14 protein-coding genes are annotated in these 19,071 nt (G+C 56.0%); 4 read left to right on the top strand and 10 right to left on the bottom strand.

All coding sequences use genetic code 11. The annotated features are described in order from the left end of the window. Window positions 1-133: 133 nt before the first annotated feature. Window positions 134-781, bottom strand: coding sequence for a dienelactone hydrolase family protein (locus tag VFU50_06215; protein HEU5232434.1), 648 nt, complete (start codon window positions 779-781; stop codon window positions 134-136). Window positions 782-1,100: 319 nt separating this feature from the next. Between VFU50_06215 and queG the strand changes: the two genes are divergently transcribed. Then, window positions 1,101-2,228, top strand: a complete 1,128-nt coding sequence (gene queG, locus VFU50_06220) for a tRNA epoxyqueuosine(34) reductase QueG (protein HEU5232435.1) — start codon at window positions 1,101-1,103, stop codon at window positions 2,226-2,228. A 9-nt stretch (window positions 2,229-2,237) separates the two neighbouring features. On the opposite strand, the gene VFU50_06225 is transcribed toward queG, so the two are convergent. Both VFU50_06225 and VFU50_06230 read right to left on the bottom strand, forming a co-directional pair. Beyond that, on the bottom strand, window positions 2,238-2,777 hold the full coding sequence (locus VFU50_06225) for a DUF1440 domain-containing protein (GenBank protein ID HEU5232436.1): 540 nt from the start codon (window positions 2,775-2,777) through the stop codon (window positions 2,238-2,240). Window positions 2,778-3,063: 286 nt separating this feature from the next. Next, entirely contained in the window at window positions 3,064-4,476 is a 1,413-nt protein-coding gene (locus VFU50_06230) for a protein kinase (protein ID HEU5232437.1), read from the bottom strand. A 250-nt stretch (window positions 4,477-4,726) separates the two neighbouring features. Here VFU50_06230 and rlmB point away from each other — a divergent pair, with 250 nt between their 5' ends. Next, on the top strand, window positions 4,727-5,509 hold the full coding sequence (gene rlmB / locus VFU50_06235; GenBank protein ID HEU5232438.1) for a 23S rRNA (guanosine(2251)-2'-O)-methyltransferase RlmB: 783 nt from the start codon (window positions 4,727-4,729) through the stop codon (window positions 5,507-5,509). Next, window positions 5,506-7,224 carry a hypothetical protein gene (locus tag VFU50_06240; protein HEU5232439.1) on the top strand — a complete coding sequence of 573 codons (1,719 nt, stop codon included), beginning with the start codon at window positions 5,506-5,508 and terminating at the stop codon, window positions 7,222-7,224. Before rlmB ends, VFU50_06240 begins: the two co-directional genes overlap by 4 nt. 150 nt (window positions 7,225-7,374) lie before the next feature. Here VFU50_06240 and VFU50_06245 read toward each other — a convergent pair whose 3' ends face one another. The 7 genes from VFU50_06245 to VFU50_06275 form a co-directional block, all read right to left on the bottom strand. Further along, window positions 7,375-10,341 (bottom strand): Rne/Rng family ribonuclease, encoded by a 2,967-nt coding sequence (locus tag VFU50_06245; protein ID HEU5232440.1) that lies wholly within the window; start codon window positions 10,339-10,341, stop codon window positions 7,375-7,377. A 465-nt stretch (window positions 10,342-10,806) separates the two neighbouring features. Next, window positions 10,807-11,901, bottom strand: coding sequence for a rod shape-determining protein RodA (gene rodA, locus VFU50_06250; protein HEU5232441.1), 1,095 nt, complete (start codon window positions 11,899-11,901; stop codon window positions 10,807-10,809). Continuing rightward, on the bottom strand, window positions 11,901-13,913 hold the full coding sequence (gene mrdA / locus VFU50_06255; protein HEU5232442.1) for a penicillin-binding protein 2: 2,013 nt from the start codon (window positions 13,911-13,913) through the stop codon (window positions 11,901-11,903). The genes rodA and mrdA overlap by 1 nt, the downstream gene beginning before the upstream one ends. Window positions 13,914-14,070: 157 nt before the next feature. After that, window positions 14,071-14,589, bottom strand: a complete 519-nt coding sequence (gene mreD, locus VFU50_06260; GenBank protein HEU5232443.1) for a rod shape-determining protein MreD — start codon at window positions 14,587-14,589, stop codon at window positions 14,071-14,073. Beyond that, complete coding sequence (gene mreC, locus VFU50_06265) at window positions 14,589-15,848, bottom strand: rod shape-determining protein MreC (protein ID HEU5232444.1); 1,260 nt, start codon at window positions 15,846-15,848, stop codon at window positions 14,589-14,591. Before mreC ends, mreD begins: the two co-directional genes overlap by 1 nt. Window positions 15,849-16,018: 170 nt before the next feature. Next, window positions 16,019-17,083, bottom strand: a complete 1,065-nt coding sequence (locus tag VFU50_06270; protein ID HEU5232445.1) for a rod shape-determining protein — start codon at window positions 17,081-17,083, stop codon at window positions 16,019-16,021. 156 nt (window positions 17,084-17,239) lie between these two features. Continuing rightward, entirely contained in the window at window positions 17,240-18,499 is a 1,260-nt protein-coding gene (locus VFU50_06275) for a hypothetical protein (protein ID HEU5232446.1), read from the bottom strand. A gap of 250 nt (window positions 18,500-18,749) precedes the next feature. On the opposite strand from VFU50_06275, the gene VFU50_06280 reads away from it, so the two are divergent. Then, the gene (locus tag VFU50_06280) at window positions 18,750-19,043 is read left to right on the top strand and encodes a type II toxin-antitoxin system prevent-host-death family antitoxin (GenBank protein ID HEU5232447.1); all 294 of its coding nucleotides are present in this window, start codon (window positions 18,750-18,752) and stop codon (window positions 19,041-19,043) included. The last annotated feature ends 28 nt before the right edge of the window (window positions 19,044-19,071 follow it).

A 19,071-nucleotide genomic window follows, 5' to 3' on the forward strand; every position in this document is an offset into this window, starting at 1 on the left:
CTGGGCCAAGGAGCCTCGTGAATGCATTTTTGTTTCAAGCGTTAGCGGGAGATCCTTCGCCCAAACAGGGCTCCGGATGACAGACTCAAGGAGTTGAAGGCTTGGTGAAGTAGCCCTCGTCCAGCAGAGACTCTTATCGAAAGCTGAGCAGCAGGTCCTTCAGTCCGAAGGTTGCGTTTTCTTTTTTCAAATGGCGATTCAGGAAGCGTAGCGTTCGAGTAAGCGCGTCCATTTGTGCCATTCCGCGGAAGCTGTGTCCCTGTCCGGGATAGATCTTCAGCTCGTGTGGCGTTCCCAGCCGTTTGAGCAGGGCCTCGACTTTTTGCGCTTCGCTCACTGGAACTGTGGAATCGGCTTCCCCATGCAGCAGCAGGGTTGGCGGCATCTGCCGAGCTCCAGAGATGAAGTCGTCCGGCATTCCTCCCATCAGGCTAGCAACTGTGCAGATGCGCGAGTCCTTCGAGGCAAGCGACAGCGATAGAAATCCACCCAACGAAACGCCGAGCAGTCCGATGCGCTGCGAATCGACCTTCGGATGCCTCTCGGCAAAGCTGATCGCGTCGGCAATCGTAGTCAGCCACGTCTGGAAATGAGTGCGAATTCCAGAGTAGCTGGCATGACTGGTTCCGGTCGCGTCAAAGTAGTGCACGAAAAAAACGATGTAGCCAAAATTCGCGAGTTGCTGGGCATAGTCGCCAACAAACGAACTTACCGGCCCAGAAGAGCCGTGAATCACCAGCAACGCGGGAAAGGTCCCAGAACGCTGCGGCTCGTAGAGCACGATGCCTATGTTCCTACCTTGAGAACTATATGAGAGCACTACGTGATTAGACGACCCAGGTCGAGCGCGAGATACAGAATTGCTGGTTAGCCTGGAGCTGAATAAAAGCGCAGATGCTCGATTTGGTCTAAGCCGTGGGAGCGGAAAAGCGCGATTGCGAAGTCCCGACAAAGCAGATGTGAAGCGCGACTCTTAGTCACTGCCAAGAAGTGAGCCCGAAGGGCCTTGCTCCATAGGCTATGTTCGCGGAGTGGCAAACAGCCAACCATATGACCCGCTCAGAAGATATGGGTTCGGTTTCGATGCGAAAATATCGGTAGTGCCTTCCTCTCTTCTGCTCTCCGTTCAACAATCCGCAACAGCCGCGGGATTCGAGCGTGTCGGCCTGGCTCCGGCGAGCCATCCAGAGATGCGCGAGCTGGATCGCTTCGCCGATTGGGTCGATGCTGGATATGCGGGGGAAATGGAGTACCTGAAGCGGCGCAGCGAGTCCGGCAAATACAAGCGCAGTGCGCTCGAGGAGGCGCTGCCTTGGGCGAAGTCAGTGATCGTAGTTGCGATGAACTACAACCCGGCCGCACCGAAATCGACTGAACCGGCGGCCCGAACTCAGGGCTGGATCTCGCGTTATGCGCTCAGCCCTCGCGATTACCACGACACAGTGTTGGGCTCGTTGCGCAAAGTCGAAGCTACTTTGATCGAGGAGCAACGCGCTGCAGGAGAGGAAATCATTACCCGCGCTTACGTCGATACCGGTCCGGTGCTTGAGCGCGTTTACGCCAAGTACGCGGGCATCGGCTGGATTGGCAAGAACACCTGCATCATCAACCAGGAACTTGGCTCGTGGATTTTTCTCGGCGTCATCGTCACATCAATACCGTACTCGGCGTTCGTTCCCGATCAGAAACTCGACATTGCTCCCGACCGCTGCGGACGCTGCACGCGCTGCATCGATGCCTGCCCGACCGACGCGCTGATCGGCCCTCATCAACTCGATGCATCGCGATGCATCGCATACTTCACGATCGAGAAGCGCGGCTCGATTCCCGAATCGGTACGCGGGAACATTGGCAGGCACGTGTTTGGGTGCGACATCTGTCAGGATGTATGTCCGTGGAATCGCAAGGTTCCGGTTGCCACGAACGCCGGTTTCGAAGCGGACGCTTCTTTGATCAATCCTGATTTATCGGAGCTGTCGCAAATGTCTGCCGAACAATTTCGGAAGCGCTTCCGCGGCTCACCAATCTCGCGCGCGAAGTATTCAGGTTTTCTTCGCAATGTGGCTGTAGCAATGGGAAACAGCGGATTGCAGGAATATATTCCTGCATTGGAACGACTGGCGCTAAGCGAGGATTCAGTAATTGCAGAACATGCGGTTTGGGCACTCGCTCGCTTGCGTGGGCTAAATTCAGAGTCGCAGCAAGAGGAAACTGTCGCCGCTCAGTAGTTCGCGTTGCTATGCGAGCTGAGCGCGAACGAATCTCCTCGTAGCTTCGCTGCTGACACCGTACACCGCATGAGCCAGGATTTCGTAGGTGAGTTCGGTTGGCGATCGCTTCGTAACAGGTTGCGAGAGGCCCATTGCGGGCAGGACCGTAGCGTCTGCTCCCGCCCAAAGACCAAGCCCATGTAACAGCCCATATCCTGTTCGCGCGATCTTCAGATATTCACTGGAAATTCCGTAGATGCCGCCCATCAGGGTGCCGAAGGCAAAGTGAACGGCATAGCTGGCCGGCTCTTTTTCGCTTTTTCCCAAGTCACGGTGAAGAGTGGCCTCGGAAATTTTATTCGCCACCTTTACGGTGGAGGGTTCCTCTTGCTGCGATTGATCGGAGTTTTTTGATTCCTCGCTCCCATTCTTCCGATTGAGTTCCTGCTCTGCCTTCGACCAGCCAGTCTGGAAGAGCGTCATTGCAGCCGTGCCGGCCAGTCCGGCTGCCAGGCCGGAAACGAATCCTTTCCATAAGACGTGGTGATTATCGAGTTCTTCATGCATGGCGCCCCCTACGTGTGCTTGGCTGCCTTTGGTTTGGTGATTGGCTGTTGGGACGTGTTGCCCTCAAAATCGATGATTTGGCGCTGAGAGCAAATCAGTGCACTAGCCCGAAGGGCGAATGTATTAGCCCACGTGCGTGAGCCGGCGGGTCAGCAATGTATTTGGTCGAACCCGAAGGGGGCGGCACTGAGTTTCAGTTGCCTATGACCGCAGAATCTCTATGCCGCCCTCCGGCTAACGCAGCTGCGGGCGGTAGTCCATCAAGAACCTTGGGGCAAGCCACAGCTTACGAATTCATTGGGCGCGGATTCACCGAGGTTCCGCTCCTCTGAAATACAAACTGGAGAACCCAGACATGAGCGTTGGGGCTGGCGAATTTCCAGTCTTGTGCTGCCTCAAGAGCGTGGTTGGCGAAATATCGGCTAGGCCCTGCGGACACGAATTCGGCCTTAGCGACGTTTCCTGCACGGTCAGTATGAACACGCACCGTGACTCGCACCTTTCCGTGAATCGTCTTCAGAGCGCTTGCTGTGACATTTGGCAATACCTGACGAACAATTTGCCCGGCTGAGGCGAATGACTGTGCTTGCCTTGCCGCACGATCTGCTGAATTGTGCCTTGGATTTGGTGAGGGTTTTTCCAGCGCTGCCCCGACAGGCTGATCGCCCAAGGAAACATTAGTAGCAGCAGGATGCCGGCGAAGCGTGCTCGCGGCGAGAATCGCAACCGCGATCACCGCAAGGAAGCCAACGGCATAGATGTGACTGCTGATCTCCTTGCGTGCCTTCACGATGATCTCAGCGCCAGCCTTCGCGATAATTTCCGACTTCTCCCTTAGCCTTTGCGTCTCGATCTTTATCTTTTGCTTATCCAGCTTCGGTCGCGCGGGAGCTGGAACTGGCGTCGGCTGGAACTTCGAAAGTATGTGAGAGACGGTCCAGCGCGATTTGGGATCGCGTCGTACAGAGTGGCTGGCGATTCCAGCGAATGGCTCGGGGATCCCGGCGGGCAATGTTGGTTCATTCTGCAACCGGTCTGTCCACGCGGGCAGACGTCGCGTGAGTGACTCGCACAGAACAACGCCCAGGGACCAAACGTCACCGGCGGGCGAGCAGCCTTCGCGCGATGCCTCTGGAGCATCGTAGGCAGGCCGGTTTTCACTCACACTGTCGATCACGCCGGGACGGCAGACGCTGTCAGTCGACAGCTTCAATTGCTCGCCGACCACGAGAATATTCGAGGGCCGCAGACGTCCGTGAGCAAAACCGTTTTCGTGAAGATATGACAGCGCCTCCAGGAGCGGCTTCGTCATTTCGCGCGCCTCGGCAGGTGTGAGAGCCCGCTCCGGCAGGATCTGTGAGAGTGCTTCGTCGGCAAACTCGGTGACAACGTACAGGAATTGCTCGTCAGCCACCTCGCACATTCCGGTCTCGAAGATCTGCAGCAGGTGCGGATGCGAGAGCTTGGACGCCAGCTTCAAGCGTGTCTCTTGCACATCGGCGTGAGGACCGGCGGCGATCAGCTTGATTACGGCTTTGCGCGAGAGATCGTCCCGCCATTCCGTGGCAAAGACCGCGCTGCGGTTGGACGCGCCGAGATATTGGCGCAACGGAAACTTTCCAGCGATAGTGCGGCCTTCCCACTGTCTGCCGTTTTCGAAGATGGTCTTGCCGCTCCCCACCTGAGCTGTTTCGAGCATAGCTACTCCACGTCGAGTTGAATCAGAACCTGAAATGTTCCGGACGGTAGGCGCTTGCCCATTATGCAAGAACCGGGCCGAGGTTTCGAGAAGAAGTTGCAGCACGAAAGGGAAATGTCGGGCAATCCGGGGAAGGTTCGGTGCAAGTCAGCACCTCCTTAGGGCCCGCCGGCTCCCTACAGAGCTAGTGAATCCTGTCGTCCATGTCCGCTCGTAACCCTTTGCGGGGCTACTTGTAAACTTGTGAGCTATGGACGTCGTGTTTGGAATCCATGCCGTGGAAGAGGCATTACGGGCGCGGAGCCGCTCGCTCGATCATCTGGAGGTCGCGCGCGAACGCCACGACCAGCGATTGCAGTCGGTGATCGACCTGGCACGAGAGGAGGGAGTTACGGTCCGGTTCGTTCCTCGGGACCAACTCGATCGCCTGGCTCGGAGCAAGTCGCATCAGGGCGCAGTTGCCGTAGTTGCTGCGAAGGAATATGTCGGACTGGACACGCTGCTCTCAAGCAACAGCAGCCAAACTTTCATTTTGGTGCTCGACGGAATCGAGGATCCTCACAATCTCGGAGCGCTCATCCGAACTGCAGACGGAGCCGGAGCGAGCGGGGTAGTCATTCCGGAACGCCGATCTGCAGCCGTGAATGCAACTGTCGCAAAAACCTCGGCGGGAGCTTCGGAGCATGTGAAGGTCGCTCGCGTGGTGAACCTGGCGCGGGCGCTCGATGAACTGAAGGAAAAAAACGTGTGGATTGTCGGGCTCGATGAGCGCGGAGAAAAGAGCTATGACGATGTCGACTACAACATGGATTGCGCCGTTGTGCTCGGCGCTGAGGGTCACGGCCTTCACGATCTGATCCGCAAAAAATGCGATTACCTGGTTTCGATTCCGATGGCAGGCGAGGTTCCTTCTTTGAACGTCTCAGTTGCGGGGGCGGTGGTGATGTACGAGGTCGCACGCCAGCGTCGAGCTAAGGCTCAGGATTCAACAGAAGCGAAACACGAAAAGGCGCGCAGAGGATTAGGTTCGTGAAAGTTGTTCGCCTGTGCGCCGTGCTGCTGTGTCTCATGGCTGCCGGTGATACGCAGCAGAAAACGACCCCCGACACTCTCGATCGTAATACTTTCACATTCCTGAATTGGAACTTGAATCTACGCATCGAGCCTGCCTCTGAATCGTTATCTGCACGGGGGAAGGTCACCCTTCGCAACGACAGTGAGCGGCCACAGAAGCGCGCATCATTGCAGATTTCTTCGTCGCTGCATTGGGCCTCTGTCCGGTTAAACGGAGCTGTTCTTCCGTTCGTTACTGAGCAGGTCCGCTCCGATCTCGACCACAGCGGCAAAGTCCAGGAAGCTGTTGTCAATCTCCCCGCTGCGGTCGTTCCTGGAGCAGCGATCGACCTCGAAGTTGGATACAGCGGTACCGTGTCGCTGGACACTACACGCCTAGCGCAGATCGGTGTTCCGCTCGAAGTGCGCACCGCGACCGACTACGATCGCATCACTCCAACATTCACGTGCCTGCGGGGAGTTGGGCACGTTCTCTGGTTCCCTGTGTCGCTGGCACCAGCGCTGCTGAGCGACGGCAATAAAGTCTTTGAGGAAACCAGCGCCTGGGCTGTGCGGCACAGTACTTCCGCGATGAATCTCGCGATCGGCACGACAAACAATCCTGCTTCTCGCGAATGGAACGGAAACGCCCAGCAAGTCCTGTACGAATCTATGGGAGGAGTTTCAAACACGGATTTGGTTTGGAAACATTTGGGTCTCGCAGGTCCCGTGTTGATCGGAGGGAAATTGGAAGAGTTGGCCGCGACGAGCTCTCCCCAACTTCCATTCAACATCAGCTTTTTCCCGCAGCACGAAAACGAAGCACAAGATTATGCGCGAATAATTCGTGACACGCCTTCGATGGTCGTAGGACGAGGCAAAATTCCCGCGACTCTCATCGAACTTCCGGAAGAACAAGATTCAACTTTCGAAGCCGACACCATGCTGCTCACTGCTCTCAAGCCAATTGACCGGAAGTCGCTCGAGGTAACGCTTGCGTATCAACTGGCGCACCAGAGTCTATGGTCGCCGAGAGCCTGGATTTATGCGGGCGCGGCGCACTTCGCACAGGCGCTCATGCGCGAGCGGCAGGACGGTCGGGGTGCCGCCATCTCGTACATGCAGCAGCGCCTCGCGCCGTTGACGCTCGAGGACAGCGGCGCTTCTGATGTTCTGAAGAGCAACAGTTTGGTGAATACGACGAGTGAAGTTTTCTACCGCACGAAGGCGATGTATGTCTGGTGGATGCTGCGCGAGATCGTCGGCCAGCGCGCTGTGCTCGATGCCTTACAACAATATGATCCTGACGCAGACAAAGAGCCTTCGTACATGCAGAAACTGCTCGAAAAGAACTCGCACAAAGATTTGGAATGGTTCTTTGACGATTGGGTTTATCAGGATCGCGGACTGCCCGAGTTCACAATCAGCAATGGATATGCGCGGCCCAGTCTGCAGGGCATCTTTCTGGTATCAGCGACCATTGAGAACCAGGGTGGCGCGGCGGCGGAAGTTCCGATTATCGTTCACACACAGAACGGCGATGTGCCAAGCCGCATCCGTGTGCCTGCGCATGGCAAGACTGCTTTGCGGGTGGAGGTCAGTAGCAGGCCTTTGGACGTTACGGTGAACGATGGGAGCGTGCCTGAGGTGGATCGGACGGACAATACGACGAGTGTGAGGATTGGAGCGCAGTGACAGGTGCGAAAAACACAAGATGTTTCGACTCCGGTTTCCCGCGCCCGCCCCACCGAGCGCAACTGCAGCGCTCGGCGGGGCCCCGGAAACGCGCGGGAGCCCTCCTCCGCTCAACATGACAGACGTGGGCTCCCCAGAACGCGAGAAAAGTCAATTAATGTCGAACTGCTCCTGATGCAGCAAGGGATCGCTTTTCACAATGATGGTTTTGCCTGTTAGTTCTTCCATCTCCTGCAGCCAGCGGGCGCTGTTTGCTTTTAGCGCTTTTACCACTTCGGGATTTACGCGCAGCATTACGTCGTGGCGCTCCAGGTTGCGGGACATCTTGCGCATCTCGACGTAGATCTCGTTGCAGACTGTCTGCACGCTTTTGATCATTCCCGTTCCGGTACAGTAGCTGCACGCTGTTGAGAGCGTGCGTTCTAGCGACTGCTTCACGCGCTTGCGCGTGATCGCCACCAGGCCGAAGTCGTTGAACTGCAGGACCTTGGATGGCGCGCGGTCACTCTTGAGCGCGTCTTCGAGGGCCTGCATGACTTTCTGGCGGTTCTTGCGCTCGTCCATGTCAATGAAGTCGATCACGATGATGCCGCCGAGGTCGCGGAGGCGAATCTGGCGAACGATCTCTTTGATCGCATCGATGTTGGTTTTAACGATCGTGTCTTCGAGACGCTGCGTTTTGCCGACATATTTGCCGGTATTGATGTCAATCGCGACCAGCGCTTCGGTCTGATTGATGACGATGTAGCCGCCGCTCTTGAGCCAGACTTTCGATTTAAGCGCGTTGTTGATCTCCTCCTGAATTCCGAACTGCTCGAACAGAGGAGTGTCTTTGGTGTACAGCTTCGCACGACGCACCATCGCAGGCTGGAAGCGTCCGAGGAAGCGCACGATGCGCTCGTACTCCTGCTCGTTATCGACCCAGATGCTGGTGAAGTTGCTCGTGACCTGATCGCGCAGAATGCGCTCGACCAAGTTCAGATCGTGATAGATCAGAGCCGGTGCCTTGCTGTTTTCCGAACGCGACTTGATGTCGTTCCAGAGATTGATAAGAAAACGCAGGTCGGAGCGCAGATCCTCTTCGCTGGCTCCTGCGGCTGCAGTGCGCACGATGAATCCCCCGTGTGCGCTTCCTTTTTCGCTGATCAGGATGCGCTTCAGACGCTGACGTTCTTCGTCCGAACCGATCTTGCGCGAGACGCCGACGTGATTGACGGTCGGCATGTACACGAGGAAGCGTCCAGGCAGCGCGATGTGGCTGGTGATGCGCGCGCCCTTCTTGGCCATCGGCTCTTTTGCGATCTGGACGAGAATCTCCTGGCCTTCTTTAAGAAGCTCGCTGATGGTCGGCTGAGATTCGCGCTGGATATTGCGGCGTCCGCGCATCGGACGACCACGACGGCCGCGGCGGAAGCGGTCTGGCGCTCCGCGCTCGGTGCGTTCGGTTCGCTGCTGGAATGCCGCTGTGTTTGCCGGTGCGCGAAGTTCTGCCCGACCTTCGTCGGCTTCAACCTCTGCCGATTCGGGAACAGATTCTTCTTCGCTCGTGGAGGTTTCGAGCGCCTGCTCTTCATAGGCCGTATCTTCCATGTCTGCGGCTTCAATCTGCGCAGGCGAGGCATTGCCATTTCCTGAGACAAAGCTCTCGACCTCTTCCCCGGAAGGCTGATCTTCCAGATCGGAAGGCTCGCCTTGCTGTAATCCGAGGCGCTGATTTACATGGGCTTCGCGAACCGCTTCAACGAGCTGCTGCGCGTTGTCGGCGTCGAGAGTTTCCTCTTCGAGTTCTTCATAGACCTCTTCATCCAGGTGCTCGCCAATGGGAAGGACGTCGCTTTCTTCTTCGTCGATCAATTCTTCTTCGACAACGCCCGAACCGAACTCATGGGACGGCTGCTCTGAGCGCTCTTGAATCTCGGGACTAAGTATTTCACCCGTAGAGACTGCTTCCCCCGAGCGAGATCCTTGGCCCTGCAGCGCATGTTCGACTCGCTCATCCGAGTCAGCGCGTTCTGGCTCGGTGTAGTGAACGTTTGCAGCGGTGGCATGATGCTCCGTGCGCACCTCTGGAGTTTCATGCTGAGTAAGGGTTTCCGCCTGCGAAGGTTGAGGCTCCCTTGCAGACTCGCTCAGCTGGGCGTGCTGCTGAGCGCTCTCCGGCTCCAAAGTGGAACTCTCGCGCCCTCGATATTTCGCGAGCGATTCGCCGGGAAGAGCGAAGACTGGCGGACCGGCAGGAGCGCTCTCTTCTTTTTTCTGGCTCTGATTCTCCTCACGACGGTTTGGCTTTTCCCAGCGCGATTCGAATCTCTTGCGAAAGCGCTCGAAGCGAGACGGCTGCCTCTCGGGTTGAGGTTCGGCGCTCGATTGTCCGCTGTCCCCGCCCCGGTACTTGGAGATCGACTCGCCGGGCAGGACCGAAATGGATGCACCGGGAGCCGGCTCGGGAATATGCGATTCCGAGATTACGTGCTCTGACGGGCGAATAGGCTCGGAAGAATGAGCCTCCGGTGCAGTCGCCAGTTCGTTTGCCGGTTCGGCTTCCACTTCGGCGTGACGGTACTTGGAAAGCGATTCGCCGGGCAGAATTACTTTTTCCTGTTCTCCACCTTCTGCGCTCTCTTCCCCTTCGAAGCTCTCGGTGGTTTCCGGCCCGCTTTGTTGGCCGCCTTGCTCCTGGAATCCCCCGCGTCCACGCCGCCGTCCACGGCGTCCACGCCACCGGCGCGGGCCGCGCTCAAACTGATCGGAAGATTGCTGATCCTGGGTTGAACCGTTCTCGGCACCTGCAGGTTTCTGCTCCTGCACTGCTGCGGATGCAGGCTGCGAACTCCGTTGCTGCGGCTCGCCGCGATCGGCTACCTGCTCGAAGTCTTCCTGATCTTCCTGCTCTTCGAGGAAGTCGGTTACGTACAAGAACGCGTCGCGCTCCAGTCCAATATCGACGAATGCCGACTGCATTCCGGGCAGCACTCGGGTGACGCGGCCTTTATAGATGGAACCTGCGAGCGTGTATTCGTTCTCACGCTCAAAGTAAATTTCAGAAAGTTGTTCGTCATCGACTACCGCGACTTTGGTTTCGTGCGGAGTCGTAGAAATGAATAGCTCTTTGGCCATGCTTGCTCCAGTAATGCGGCAAGCGAGATGCTTAGGAGGTCAGAACCCCTTTACGGAAGGGACCGGAGTGCAGCGCAGCATTGGGATCTTCTTGGGAACGAACGGGTAGGCGGGAATCCGAAGTGGTGTTGGATGGACTACTGCTTCGAAATCTTGAACCTATCGCGATCATGCTCGCGGCCTTGGCTGCAGATGAGAACTTGTGGCCGCTGTGCCGGAATCTGAACACATATCGCGGAGGCGATAGATGGATAAACCGGACGGGCCGTTACCCTGTCCTCTTGCAGACGTAAACTCTTAAGTCCTCTCCGGCTCGTCTCGATTGCCGGTGCCCTCATCTTCGTGGAGGGCTAAACGTAAATTCGTTGGCGTCCATCGGGACGCTAACACCAGATCGCCGATGCGATCCGGGTAAAACAAAAACTTGTGTGCCGGCCTGCCAGGGCTCCGGCTGTAAACCTCGGTCTAGTTCACGAACCTGCGCATGCGGATGTTATTCACAATGCCCAGAGCAAGGAACGTAAACAGAACCGACGATCCGCCATAACTCATCAACGGCAACGGGATTCCGGTCACAGGCATATAGCCTACGACCATGCCTACGTTGACGAGAATATGAAACACCAGGACCGCTACAACTCCCATGATAATCAAAGTTCCGGCACGGTCTGGAGCAGATTGAGCGTTTTGAATCAAACGCATCAACACGATGAAGTATAGCAGCAAGACGACCAGGCACCCCACAAACCCGTGCTCCTCGGCGAAGGCTGCGAAGATGAAGTCCGTATACGGGATCGGAATAAAGGCGCCTTGCGTCTGGCTACCCTTCATTGAACCTTTTCCGGTCAGTCCGCCGGATCCTACCGCGATCAGAGACTGCTGAATCTGATATCCGGAACCGCGCGGATCCGCTTCCGGCTCGCTGAAGCTGGTCAAGCGGGCTTTCTGGTATGGCTTCAAACCCCATCGCCAGACGGGATAAATCATCAGCGTCCCCAGCAGCAAGATGCTAATCGCGTGCTTGAACTTAATACCCCCTAAAAACAAAGCGCAGATAAGAACCGGAATATAGGTCAGCGAAGTTCCCAGGTCGGGCTGCTTCAGCACCAGTGCCATCGGCACGCCAACGATCAAAAATGCCTTCACGATGTCGCGCAAACCAACATCGCGTCCAGCTAAGTCGGAGAAGTACTTGGCCAGCGTCAATATCAGGACAAGCTTGATCCATTCCGATGGCTGAAAATGCTGACCTCCGGGCAGCTTGATCCAGCGCTTTGCGCCCAGCACGCGAGTTCCAACCGCGGCGACCGCCAATAATGAAAGAATCGATGCAATGTAAAACCAGTGCACGTTCTCCAGCAGAGCCTGATAGTTCACCATGCTGGCGAAGAACATCAGGATCAGTCCGCCGATGATCCAGTAAACCTGCTTGGTTTGGAATCCGACAAATTTCGTCTGCCGTGTAGCACTATAGATTTCGAAAGTGCCCACGGCGCAGATAATCAGGATGAACGCCAGAAGTATCCAGTCAAAATCGCGAAAAGAAATGAAGCGACGCATTAGTGAACCTTGGCCGGGATTGCGGGTGGCGGCACTACGAGCAAAGTAGCAGGGTCGACTGGCTTGGCTGCTGGAGCATGCGCAGGGATCTCCAGACTACCGGCCTGCAATTCGTCGGAGTTACCATCTTGGGTATGGCCTTCGCCCCAGAGTCCTGAAAGCTCAATCGGGCGACCATCTTTATCAACCGCCGCATAGTTCACGTCATTGCGGACGCGACGTTGCTTGTCGACAAATGCCTTTATGACGGGAGCGACGAGGCGAGCTGCCAATCTACCGTGTTCGCCACCTTTGAAAAGTATGGCAACGACAATGTCGGGATTGCGGCGAGGAGTAACCCCAACAAACCAGCCATTTTGTTTGTACAGATCAAGATGTTCACCGAGCATCTTCCGATGACTTAGGCTAACGACTTGAGCGCTGCCGGTCTTTCCTGCGAAATCAATTCCCGGAAGGTGAGCACTGGGTGCCGAACCTCCTACATCCACGACCCGCGCCATCGCGTCCGTGATCGTTACCCAAGCTTGAGGATCTAAGGGCACTTTTGTGATATCGCGGTCGCGCTTGGCTACTTCCACATATTGAGTTGGGAGTTCGTCAGGAAATGCAACATGTGGATGCACCAAGCGTCCATCGCTGGTGATCGCTCCAATCGCACGCGCGAGCTGCACGGGATTCGTCGCGATCGCACCTTGACCGATACCAACTGAGATCGTTTCCCCTGCGAACCATTTTTGTTTAAACACCCTTGCCTTCCATTCTTCAGAAGGCATTACGCCGCTGACTTCCTGGGGTAAATCGATGCCCGTTTTTTGACCAATGCCTAATTCGGTCGCGTACTTCGCGATTTTGTCAATGCCGAGCTTTTCAGCCAGTGTGTAGAAGAACACGTCGCAAGATTGATAAATCGCCTTCGAGAAATCTACTTCGCCGTGACCGCTTGGAACCCAGCAGCCAAAACGGTGTCCATAGAAAACGGCGCTGCCGCTGCAATGGACCTTCATGTTCTGCGCGATGCCTTCTTGCGCACCGGCTACCGACATAATGATCTTGAAGACGGATCCGGGAGCGAGTTGCGATTGAATGGCCTTATTCAGAAGTGGTTTTTCGGGATCAGAGATCAGGGCATTCCATTCTTTGTTGGTAATGCGCACCGAAAATGCGTTCGGATCAAATGCTGGACGACTTACCATCGCCAGGATTTCTCCGGTATGAGGATCCATCGCGACGATCGCGCCGTTGTAACCTTCGAGAGCCTGCTCGGCAGCCATCTGAATGTCGAGATCGATAGTTAGCTTCAGATTTTGTCCCGGAACTGCCGGCTCGGTGCTGAGCCGTCCGACTTCTTTACCGTGACTGTTGACCAGCGACCGCCGCGATCCATCCTTTCCCATCAGGATTTCGTTGTAGAACTGCTCGACTCCACTTTTGCCGACGATTGCTCCCGGTTGGTAGGTCTCATATTGCGGCGAGTTCAAGTCCTGCTCGCTCACTTCGCCGACATATCCGATCAGGTGCGCCAGGAACCCGTTCTTCGGATACAGGCGACGGTGCACCATGATTGTTTCCAATTCAGGAAGCTCGTCGCGATGTGCCTCGACAAAAGCCTGCTCGTCAGGGGTGATGTCCTCCTTGAGAAGAAACGGGGCGCTGGGGCTTCCGGCCAGACGGCGCATCTGCTCGTGAATCTCCTCGACTGTCATGTGGAGACCGGAGGCAATCTTCTTGAGGTCCGTTTCAGAATCTTTCGGTAGCTGCTCGCGAATCAGCAGCGCGGAAACTGACGGGTAGTTATCAACCAGGATGCGGCCTTCGCGGTCATAGATCTTGCCGCGCGGTGCCAGAATGGGAACCTTACGAATCCGGTTCTGTTCGGCTAAGCTCGAATACTTCTCGCTGCCGCGTACCTGAAGATTCCAAAGGCGGACCACGAGAATACCGATGATCAGCAGGATTACGTACTGGATGGAGGCCAGCTTGACTGACGGTATCTTGTCTTCGTGGTCGTACATCAAATCAGCTTCAATTTGGGAAGGAACCGCACAGCGGGGCCGTGCTCGTATTTTATCCAACTACACTGCTTCTAACAGCGAGAACCTTGGGGATATCCGTACCTAGTACGTTACGGAAGAGCTAGGGCGAGCGCCTGAGCGGTAATGCATTACATCGCTACCGCTTCTTCGTTCGGTCCATCAGCGCGAAAAGAATGACGGCCAATAGACCATTGGCGAGTGCTGCGCCGGCTTCGTGCAGGGTTCGCCAGTCCGACGGAATCGCCAGCAACTGCCGCCTGACAATGAAATAGAGGGCGTCGTGCAGGAATGTAAAGAAGAACACCATCAGGAAGCGCGAACCTGGATTGTCGACATCGACCTTTACACCGATTGACGATGCAGCGTACCCGATAATGGTCTTGGCAATGCCGTAAATGCCTATGGGCAGGTGCGTTAGCGCATCCTGCGTAAGCCCAATCGCGCAGCCGGTAAGCATTCCGGCGAGTTGGTTGCGACGCGATACCGCAAAGAAAATAGTTACGAGAAGAGGAATGTCGAATAGCTTCAGGAAACCGAGGCGCGACGACACGTACACCTGGAAAAAAATCGCGAGCAGAGGAATCCCGACCGTCGCGAGGGCACTAAATTTATGGACCTCGATCTCTTCGCGCGAAGTGTAAGTAATCGTTGTCACTATCGCGGCGTCTCCAGCGTCGGCTGATCGGTTGCAGGCGTCGTTTGCTGAGGCGCAGGTTGCTGAGGCACCGTTCGCTGAGGCGTGGTTTGCTCGGTCGTCGTTTGCTGAGGTGCAGGTTGCGTCGCGCTTTCTCCTTGAGCCGGTTTGGTTGTCCGGTTGTCACTTTCGACCGGACTAACCGCAGGCTTCCGCTTCGGTGCCTGCATGGATGTGACAGAAGAATTTGCCGCTTGGGAAGTTGACGGTTTAGGCGCTCCTACACTCGCAGCCGTACTGGCCGGCTTCCTGGCATACAGCACGCTCGTCGGCGGAGGCTCCTCACCTTTTGCGGGCGCCCTGGGAGCGACGGTCGGCAACCGCTGAGCGAGAATATCGGCCGCTCGCAGAGCTCTCGGCCCTTCTGGAGCCTCGGGAGACTTATCGATCACCTTCGTGATCACCAGCACTTCTTCCACTCTCTCGAGATCGGCGGAAGGTTTGACTTTGACGATCATGAACGGTCCGCCTTCAGGATCGGGCGAAGTTGTGGAAACTACGCCCATGGGCAATCCGCGAGGATATATCTGATCGCCGCCCGATGAGACCACCGGGTCGCCGGGCTCAATCTTTTCGTCGACCATGACGTGAAGGATTTCCGGAATTCCAGACGGGGTTCCGTGCAGAACTCCGCGCAGACGCGTGCGCTCCAGCATCACACCCGCTCCGGCAGTCGCGTCGTTGATCTCAAGCACCTGCGACGTACCGGGAAAAACCTTGGCGATTTTGCCTACGATTCCTTTCGGCGTAATTACCGCCATGTCCGGCTTGATCCCGTCGCCTGAACCTTTATCGATATAAAGCAGATGCGAATGCTCACTTCCGCTCGTGCCGATGACCTGCGCGGCTACAGTTTGCGAAATGAATTTCTCCTTAAAGGCGAGCAGGGCTTGCAGGCGGCGGGCCTGACCAGCGTCTTCGGCAAGGCTCACTTGTTCCAGCCGTAAGCGATCAACTTGCTCCTGCAGGTCGTGATTCTGCGCTCGGACGTGGCGGAGGTCGACGTAGTTATGCCAAATGCTGCTGACGCCGTCACCGATCGAATTAAATGCCTTTTCAGCAGGGACAAATATCTCCACAATCCATAAGCGGACGAGAGACATCGATTCCCCCGCGCCTGCTACCGGACGACGCACTTGGGAAGCAAGCACGATGACCTGCGCCATCAACAGCCCGAGCAGAACGGTTACGTTCCGGTATCTTGTGAAGAAATTTTCCATTACTTCCTAGTTAACCACGGAGACACAGAGTCACGGAGAAAAGCAAATCGGGTGATCGGATGTCGAGCCCCGAAGGGAAGCAGATCGTCCGAATCACCCGATTGCCCAATCACCTTAATGCCTTTCTCTGCGCCTCCGTGTCTCCGTGGTGAACAGACGTTGTACGAACGCTATTCGATCGAAATCTTGCGCAGCAGCTTGAAGTCGCTGAGCATCTTCCCAGTGCCGAGCACCACGCTGGCCAGCGGATCGTCAGCAATCGAAACCGGCAGGCCGGTTTCCTCTCGGATGCGCTTATCCAAATTCTTGAGCAGAGCCCCGCCGCCGGTGAGCACGATGCCGCGATCACTGATGTCGGCGCTGAGTTCAGGAGGCGTACGCTCCAGAGCGACGCGGATCGCGTTCATGATGGTCGAAACGCACTCGCTGAGCGCTTCGCGAATTTCGCTGTCGTCCACGGTTGCCGTTTTGGGAACACCCTCGATCAGGTTCCGCCCTTTGATCTCCATGGTCAGCGGCTTATCCAGTGGGAACGCGGAGCCGATTTCTATCTTGATCTGTTCAGCCGTGCGCTCGCCGATCAGCAGGTTATATTTCCGCTTCAGGTAATTCATAATGGCTTCGTCCATCTGATTACCCGCCATGCGCACCGAGCGCGAATAGACGATGCCGGAAAGCGAGATCACCGCGATGTCGGTGGTACCGCCGCCGATATCGACGACCATGTTGCCGCTCGGTTCCGTGATGGGAAGGCCAGCGCCGATCGCGGCCACCATCGCCTGCTCCACGAGGTGGACCTCGCTGGCTTTCGCGCGATAAGCCGAGTCCATAACGGCACGTTTTTCAACCTGCGTGATTTCCGAAGGTACACCAATAACGATGCGCGGATGCACCATCATCTTGCGGTTGTGTGCCTTCTGAATGAAGTAGTTCAACATCTTCTCGGTGACTTTGAAGTCAGCAATGACGCCGTCCTTCATCGGCTTGATAGCCACGATGTTGCCGGGCGTGCGGCCCAGCATCTCTTTGGCCTCCTTACCGACGGCCTCAACTTCGCCGCTGTTCTTATTGATCGCGACGATCGACGGCTCATTAACGACGATGCCTTTCCCTTTGGCATAGACCAAGGTGTTGGCCGTGCCTAGATCAATCGCAAGGTCGCTCGAGAACATGCTGAACAGCGAGCGCATGTTGTGCACGCGCGAGTTCTGGGAGTGAAATCCGTTCGACGACATGACAGTGAAGTTTTCTTTCTATCCTTGAGTGATTGCGCTCTCTGCTTCTAATCCTCACGCTGTGGTCTGGCGCAAAGAGCGTTCACCAGATTTGCGTCTGAACTTCCATTTGGGACTCGCGCCCCGAAACCTTTTTCGCCTGCACTCGGCGGGCCACTACTGAATCACAATCTTCTGCGTTTGCGTACTTACGCCGCCCTTCGAGTTCTGTGCGGTGACGGTGATCGAATTTTCTCCGGCCGAAAGAGGCGGAGTGTAATAACGGAACGTACCGTCACTGCCGATCACCGGAACCTCGTCGCCATTGACCATGACACGCGCGCTGGGATCGGTCTTGCCGCGTACTTCAATCACGTGCCCATGCTGAATAAACGGGTCGAGTGTGAGCGCGAGGTTCGAAGCTGCCGATTTGGCAATGATCGTAAATTTGTTGTGCTCGCTTTCGATCGATTCTTTCCCTTGCTGGTCGATCGACTGCACCGCCCAGTAATAAGCACCCTCGGGAAGTGAGGGCAGCTTGAGTTCCGGAAGCGCAACGGTTCGATCCTCAGCCAATTGCGTGAAGTAAGGATTTTTTGAGATGCGAAAGTGATAGGCCCGCGTGTTTGGCATTGGCGTCCACGTGAAGTCCAGCTGTCCGGAATCTTTGGTCGCAAAGATGGGCGACATATTCGCCGGAGTAATCAAGGTGGGAGGTCCGACCTCTTTGAGGCGAGTCATCTTCACGTCTTCTGCCTTGAAGGAAATGCGCTCGTAGCTGCCCAGGCGAACGACCTCTCCGTTACGCGCAACCTGGCCTGAACCTTGTTTCAGCAAAATAGTGTGATCGTTGTTGAGATTGTCGTTATGAACTTGTGCGGCGCTTTCCGGCCCAAGGCTCGCCGTGGCCCCGGCAACGATGACGCGAGAGCTGGAGCCTTGCGAATAGGTAGCCGTAGCAAGATCGACAGTGCCAGTCGTGACCTGCACAGCAACTTGAGTCTGCTGAGCTTCGTTAGTCGAGTTGTCTTCCACGACGATCAGCGAATCTTGCTTAATTGTGTAGTTCGTTCCATCGGTGAAAACAACTTTGGCAATACCTTCAGGGCCCGTTTGAATTACATCACCCTTGCTGAGCGGCAGATCATAGCTGGCACTTTGCCAAACGTTGCTGTTGTTGCGTTTGACACGAACCGTGCCATCAAGATTGGTGAAGTGCGCCTGTTGCTGTCCGACATCTTTCGACAGCGAATGCGTTGCGGTGGACCCAATTTGATTGGCGATCTGGTTCAGTACGGCTCTGGTCTGCTGAGGAAAAAGAACATAGATCAGGACGCTGAGAACTGAAACCAGCACCACGCAAGCAAGAAAGACGCTGCGGTACGTGATCGTGACGTAGCGCAGGAAAAAGCCTTCGTCTTTGCCTTTGGGGGACACGCTAGTTGCTTAACTTTTTGGGCCGGATTCATCAGCGAGAGTACCACAAGGAAAACAGCTATCAAATGGGCGAAACCCTTAATAATCACCCATTTTGGAATGCTAAAACCTTAAATCAAAGGGTGATGTACGAAGGTAACAGAAGCGGCTGTCGGCGCTCGGCAATCGGCGTTCGGCCGAAACCTCGCGGAACCCAATTCACGCTCAACCGTCCAGGATCAGATGACTATATATAGCTACTATTGTAGTCATGAAGTCGGTCCGGATTGCGGAACTGAAGTCACGGCTCAGCGAATACCTGCGTGCCGTGCGCAATGGCGCCACTGTGACGGTTCTCGATCGCAATACCCCCGTAGCCAAAATCATCCCGATTCAACAGGCTGGCTTGCGGATGCCAACGGAAATTGGCACCCTCGGCTCCATCCACTTGGCAACCGCACTACTCTGGCGAGAACGTTCGAATGCGGAACTAGTGATGGCGACTCATCACCGACGCTTGGGCATTGCTGCACAGGCACATGGATTCAAAGTGGTGGGAGTCTAAGAAGGCCAAAGAGGAAGTGTTGCCCCCC

It is taken from the genome of Terriglobales bacterium, assembly GCA_035764005.1.
GTDB lineage: Bacteria > Acidobacteriota > Terriglobia > Terriglobales > Acidobacteriaceae > Gp1-AA112.

What these genes read in the sequence shown, in the direction of transcription:
- VFU50_06230 (HEU5232437.1), bottom strand. Translation starts at nt 4,476, where the DNA reads ATGCTCGAAACAGCTCAGGTGGGGAGCGGCAAGACCATCTTCGAAAAC.
- VFU50_06270 (HEU5232445.1), bottom strand. Translation starts at nt 17,083, where the DNA reads ATGTCGTCGAACGGATTTCACTCCCAGAACTCGCGCGTGCACAACATG.
- rodA (HEU5232441.1), bottom strand. Translation starts at nt 11,901, where the DNA reads ATGCGTCGCTTCATTTCTTTTCGCGATTTTGACTGGATACTTCTGGCG.
- rlmB (HEU5232438.1), top strand. Translation starts at nt 4,727, where the DNA reads ATGGACGTCGTGTTTGGAATCCATGCCGTGGAAGAGGCATTACGGGCG.
- VFU50_06245 (HEU5232440.1), bottom strand. Translation starts at nt 10,341, where the DNA reads ATGGCCAAAGAGCTATTCATTTCTACGACTCCGCACGAAACCAAAGTC.
- mreC (HEU5232444.1), bottom strand. Translation starts at nt 15,848, where the DNA reads ATGGAAAATTTCTTCACAAGATACCGGAACGTAACCGTTCTGCTCGGG.
- VFU50_06225 (HEU5232436.1), bottom strand. Translation starts at nt 2,777, where the DNA reads ATGCATGAAGAACTCGATAATCACCACGTCTTATGGAAAGGATTCGTT.
- mrdA (HEU5232442.1), bottom strand. Translation starts at nt 13,913, where the DNA reads ATGTACGACCACGAAGACAAGATACCGTCAGTCAAGCTGGCCTCCATC.
- VFU50_06280 (HEU5232447.1), top strand. Translation starts at nt 18,750, where the DNA reads ATGAAGTCGGTCCGGATTGCGGAACTGAAGTCACGGCTCAGCGAATAC.